The sequence below is a fragment of the Mycobacterium sp. NAZ190054 genome (assembly GCF_001545925.1).
Taxonomy (GTDB): domain Bacteria; phylum Actinomycetota; class Actinomycetes; order Mycobacteriales; family Mycobacteriaceae; genus Mycobacterium.
This window is the reverse complement of sequence record NZ_LMVQ01000282.1, coordinates 1-4,863: the sequence shown is the minus strand read 5'-3', so window position 1 is coordinate 4,863 and position 4,863 is coordinate 1. Positions and strand designations below refer to the sequence as shown.

The 4,863-nt window shown below is 67.4% G+C and carries 6 protein-coding genes and 2 pseudogenes; 5 read left to right on the top strand and 3 right to left on the bottom strand.

The window, feature by feature from the left end; genetic code table 11:
- Window positions 1-116: 116 nt before the first annotated feature.
- From ASJ79_RS18950 to ASJ79_RS18935, 4 genes and pseudogenes are all read left to right on the top strand, one after another.
- Window positions 117-446 (top strand): annotated as a pseudogene (locus tag ASJ79_RS18950) (DNA repair protein RecO C-terminal domain-containing protein); the annotation flags it as partial.
- Window positions 385-1,275, top strand: coding sequence for a decaprenyl diphosphate synthase (locus ASJ79_RS18945; RefSeq protein ID WP_156448526.1), 891 nt, complete (start codon window positions 385-387; stop codon window positions 1,273-1,275). The pseudogene ASJ79_RS18950 and the gene ASJ79_RS18945, both read left to right, overlap by 62 nt.
- Before the next feature lie 7 nt (window positions 1,276-1,282).
- Window positions 1,283-1,690: a hypothetical protein gene (locus ASJ79_RS18940; RefSeq protein WP_067958444.1), complete on the top strand. Its 408-nt coding sequence runs from the start codon at window positions 1,283-1,285 to the stop codon at window positions 1,688-1,690.
- Between the two features lie 10 nt (window positions 1,691-1,700).
- Window positions 1,701-1,892 (top strand): hypothetical protein, encoded by a 192-nt coding sequence (locus tag ASJ79_RS18935; protein WP_067958441.1) that lies wholly within the window; start codon window positions 1,701-1,703, stop codon window positions 1,890-1,892.
- Here ASJ79_RS18935 and ASJ79_RS18930 read toward each other — a convergent pair.
- Both ASJ79_RS18930 and ASJ79_RS18925 read right to left on the bottom strand, forming a co-directional pair.
- The gene (locus ASJ79_RS18930) at window positions 1,889-2,284 is read right to left on the bottom strand and encodes a Fur family transcriptional regulator (RefSeq protein ID WP_067958438.1); all 396 of its coding nucleotides are present in this window, start codon (window positions 2,282-2,284) and stop codon (window positions 1,889-1,891) included. The genes ASJ79_RS18935 and ASJ79_RS18930 overlap by 4 nt on opposite strands.
- Window positions 2,281-2,643: a helix-turn-helix transcriptional regulator gene (locus tag ASJ79_RS18925; RefSeq protein ID WP_067958435.1), complete on the bottom strand. Its 363-nt coding sequence runs from the start codon at window positions 2,641-2,643 to the stop codon at window positions 2,281-2,283. The genes ASJ79_RS18930 and ASJ79_RS18925 overlap by 4 nt, the downstream gene beginning before the upstream one ends.
- A gap of 29 nt (window positions 2,644-2,672) precedes the next feature.
- Here ASJ79_RS18925 and ASJ79_RS18920 point away from each other — a divergent pair, with 29 nt between their 5' ends.
- Window positions 2,673-4,124, top strand: a complete 1,452-nt coding sequence (locus ASJ79_RS18920; RefSeq protein ID WP_197420277.1) for a glycine--tRNA ligase — start codon at window positions 2,673-2,675, stop codon at window positions 4,122-4,124.
- A 619-nt stretch (window positions 4,125-4,743) separates the two neighbouring features.
- Here ASJ79_RS18920 and ASJ79_RS35130 read toward each other — a convergent pair.
- Window positions 4,744-4,863, bottom strand: a pseudogene (locus ASJ79_RS35130) (MMPL family transporter); the annotation flags it as partial.

The window sequence follows — 4,863 nt, the reverse complement described above, 5'->3', positions numbered from 1 at the left end:
CGTCGCTGTGCTCATTGATACCCACTCCATCTTTTCTAACTAACCCTGCACCCCCCACCACCACCCCCCTTTCCCGACACACCGCTCTTCCGATCTCTCTTGAGGGCCTCCTCGGCGTCGGCGCGGGCGGGAGCGTGTGTGTGCACTGCCGGCCGTCCGGCGCGGTGACCCCGCCCCAGGGGGTGCTGGATCTGATGGCCGCGCTCTACGAGGGTGACTGGGAGCATGCGCAGATCTCCACCCCGGCGCACCGCAGTCACGCGAGCGGGCTGGTGGCCGCCCATCTGCAGTGGCACCTCGAACGTCAGCTGCGGACCCTGCCTCTCGTGGAGCGGGTGGCGCACCGCCCGGTCAAGGGCATCAGGCAGGATGTTGCGCATGGCAATGGAACGGACTGGGCGGCGGAAGGGCCGGGCCAGCTACCCGCAGCTGCCCCCGGCGCCTGACGACTATCCGACCTTCCCGGACAAGTCGACTTGGCCCGTAGTCTTTCCTGAGCTGCCCGCGCGCACCAACGGCAGATTCGCGCGGCCCCCGCAACACACCTCGAAGGAATCCGCGCCGCTGATCCCGGCCGGCCAGGTGCCCAACCATGTCGCCGTCGTGATGGACGGCAACGGACGCTGGGCCACCCAGCGCGGCCTCGGTCGCACCGAGGGACACAAGATGGGTGAGGCGGTGCTGATCGACATCACCTGCGGGGCCATCGAGATCGGCATCAAACACCTCACCGTGTACGCGTTCTCGACCGAGAACTGGAAGCGCAGCACCGAAGAGGTGCGGTTTCTGATGGGATTCAACCGTGAGGTGGTGCGCCGCCGCCGGGAGAACCTCAACGACATGGGGGTGCGGATGCGCTGGGTCGGCTCGCGGCCGCGGATGTGGCGCAGCGTGATCAAGGAGTTCGACATCGCCGAGCAGATGACCGTCGACAACGACGTCATCACGATCAACTACTGCGTCAACTACGGCGGCCGCACCGAGATCGTCGAGGCGGCCCGCGAACTCGCTCAGCAAGCCGTCGACGGCAAGATCAACCCGGCGCGCATCACGGAGGCCGGCTTCGCCAAGCACCTCCATCGCGCCGACATCCCCGACGTCGACCTGTTCATCCGGACCTCCGGCGAACAGCGGGCCAGTAACTTCCTGCTGTGGCAGGCGGCGTACGCCGAGTACGTGTTTCAGGAGAAGCTGTGGCCGGACTACGACCGCCGCGACCTGTGGGCGGCCTGCGAGGAGTACGTCAACCGCAACCGGCGCTTCGGACGCGCCTAGGAGCCTGATGGACCTGTCGGAGCGCCTCGAGGTGGTCCTGGCCGAGATCCTGCCGGTGACCCGGGAGGACGACGGCGCGCTGACGGTGCAGCACGACCAGACGTTCGCTTCGCTGCGGGTGGTCACCATCGCCGAGGATCTCGACCTGGTGTCGCTGACGCAGGTGCTGGCGTGGGATCTGCCGCTGGACAACAAGATTCGCGCCAAGGTGGCCAAGCATGCGCATGACACGCTGCTCGGCACGGTGTCGCTGGTCGAGAAGATCGGCGCGGCGAAGGGCAATGCGAAGAAGTCCGGCGACGTCTTGTTGCGTTACAACTTTCCGGCTGCCGGGCTCACCGACGACGCTCTCCGCACCCTGGTGCTGATGGTGCTCTCCACCGGGAGCGACGTGCGGCGGGCGCTGACCGGCTAGGGTCGCCGGCATGCGCATCGTGATCGTCGTGGTGGGTGTGCTGGTCGCGCTCGCCGGTCTGCTGTTCGCCCTTCAGGGGTTCGGCGCGGTGGCAGGCAGCCCGATGACCGGCACCACGACGTGGTCTGTGCTGGGGCCGATCATCGCGATCGTCGGTGTGCTCGTCGCCGTCGTCGGCTGGCGCAGCGGCAGACGCCGCTAAGCGTCCGCGGTGCAGGTGCCGCAGACGCCGAAGATCTCGATGGTGTGGCTGACGTCGGAGAACCCGTGTTCGCGGGCCACCTCGGTGGCCCACTTCTCCACCTGACCACCCTGGATCTCGACCGTCGATCCGCACACGCGGCACACCAGGTGGTGGTGGTGGTGTTCGGAGCAGCGCCGGTACACCGACTCGCCGGTGTCGGTGCGCAGGGTGTCCACCATGCCGGCCGCGGCCATCTGCTGCAGCGTGCGGTACACCGTGGTCAGGCCGATTCCCTCGCCGCGGCGGCGGAGTTCGTCGTGCAACTCCTGGGCGGACCGGAAGTCCTCGATGTTCTCCAGCAGCGCGGTGATGGCCGCGCGCTGGCGGGTGGAGCGGACCGCGCCCGTCATCGCGGCTCCTCGGTGGCGTGGCTGACCGCGGCCACCACGATCTCGGCCAGGTGGTCGTCGACCAAGCGGTACAGCACTTCTCGCCCCGACCGTGAGCCGTCGACCACACCGGCGGACTTCAGGATGCGCAGGTGCTGGCTGACCAGAGGTTGCGGCACGTCCAGCGCGTCGACCAGTTCGTGGACGCAGCGCGCTTCTTCGCGCAGCTGCAGCACGATCGCGATCCGCACCGGCGCGGCCAGTGCGCGCAACAGGTCGCCTGCGGTGTCGAGAACGGCGCGGGTCGGCATCTCCGCCGGCGGCGTCCCGCCATGGTCGTGGACGTCCGGCACGCCGGCAGTACTGGAAATGGTTTTCATTAGGTCACACGATACATGCGTAACCGTGCATGTCAATCGGGGATGTGACGCGAGCGGCGGTGGCGGCCTCGCTACGCTGTCAACCCGTGGCCCCGTCTTCGTCGATCATCGACACCGTTGCAAACCTGGCCAAGCGTCGCGGACTGGTGTTCCAGTCCGGCGAGATCTATGGCGGCACCAAGTCCGCCTGGGATTACGGTCCGCTCGGGGTCGAGCTGAAGGAGAACATCAAGCGCCAGTGGTGGAAGTCGGTGGTCACCGGCCGCGACGACGTCGTCGGGCTGGACAGCGCGATCATCCTGCCGCGTCAGGTGTGGGTGGCCTCGGGCCACGTCGACGTGTTCAACGATCCGCTGGTGGAGTGTCTGAACTGCCACAAGAGGCATCGGCAGGACCACATGCAGGAGGCGTACGCGGAGAAGAAGGGTGTCGCGGACCCCGATTCGGTGCCGATGACCGACATCGTGTGCCCCGACTGCGGCACCAAGGGGCAGTGGACCGAGCCGCGCGACTTCAACATGATGCTCAAGACCTACCTCGGGCCGATCGAGTCCGAGGAGGGCCTGCACTATCTGCGGCCGGAGACCGCTCAGGGCATCTTCGTCAACTTCGCCAACGTGGTCACCACCGCGCGTAAGAAGCCTCCGTTCGGCATCGGCCAGATCGGCAAGAGCTTCCGCAACGAGATCACCCCGGGCAATTTCATCTTCCGGACCCGCGAGTTCGAGCAGATGGAGATGGAGTTCTTCGTCGAGCCGTCGACCGCCGCGGAATGGCATCAGTACTGGATCGACACCCGGCTGCAGTGGTACGTCGACCTCGGTATCGATCGCGACAACCTGCGGCTCTACGAGCACCCCAAGGACAAGCTGTCGCACTACTCCGACGGCACCACCGACATCGAGTACAAGTTCGGTTTCGCCGGCAATCCCTGGGGTGAGCTGGAGGGTGTCGCCAACCGCACGAACTTCGACTTGTCCACGCATGCAAAGCATTCCGGTGTCGACCTGTCGTTCTACGATCAGGCCAATGACACCCGGTACGTGCCGTACGTCATCGAACCCGCAGCCGGGCTGACCCGCTCGCTGATGGCGTTCCTGGTCGACGCGTACCACGAGGACGAGGCCCCCAACGCCAAGGGCGGGGTCGACAAGCGCACGGTGTTGCGGCTGGATCCGCGGCTGGCGCCGGTCAAGGCCGCGGTGCTGCCGTTGTCGCGCCATGCCGACCTGTCGCCGAAGGCGCGCGACCTGGCCGCCGAGTTGCGTCAGAGCTGGAACGTCGAGTTCGACGACGCCGGCGCGATCGGACGTCGGTACCGCCGGCAGGACGAGATCGGGACGCCGTACTGCATCACCGTCGATTTCGACTCGTTGGAGGACCACGCGGTCACCATCCGCGAACGCGACGCGATGACCCAGGAGCGGGTGGCGATCTCCGAGGTGTCCGATTACCTCGCGGTGCGCCTCAAAGGCTGCTGACCCTCTTCCCCCTTTTTTGGCGCGAGAGTGCGTGTCTGCGGCCGCCACACCGGCAAACTTCCGAAGTTCACGCACGCTCACGCCGCTGTCAACTGACGCCGGTCGCAGGTTCGGCTGCGCAGCGCGGCGTCCAGCGTCGCCAACGCCCGGTGTCGAAGCCGTAGGCCGCCGCCGCGGTTCCCAGGCAGATGGCGACGGGCTCGCCCGCCCGTAGATCGAGGCCGCTCAGGTGCGTCATCGTGTCGGGTTCGTCCCGGCTGTACACACCGGGCCAGACCTTGATCGGCCAGCCGTCGCGGATCTCGATGTCGAGGCGGCTGCGGCTGTAGAAGGCCAGGAGTTGCCCCGACGTGGCGACGCCGCCCTGCGTCCGGAACAGCGCGTCCAGATCGGTCATGGTGACGATCGTGAATCGGCCGTGCGGGCCGACACCGCGCCGACGTGCGTGCCTGGGGATGAAGTTCCGGTTGGGGATAGCGCGCCGACGGCCGCGGGGTGCGACGAGCGTGCGTGAACTCGACGAAATGAACGGTGTGTCGGCCGCAGACTTGCACGCTCGCGCCCAGGGGGCCAGGGGCCAGGGGGCCAAGGAGCCTAGAAGCGGCCGCCTCCGCCGCTGAAGCCGCGCGAAGACCATGGCCAGGAACGCGAGTGCGACGGTGGCGGCGGAGGCGAGGATGACGCGCCCGATGCTGGCGGTGGCGTGGATGACGGCCTGATCGGCGGGTACTTGGGCGCG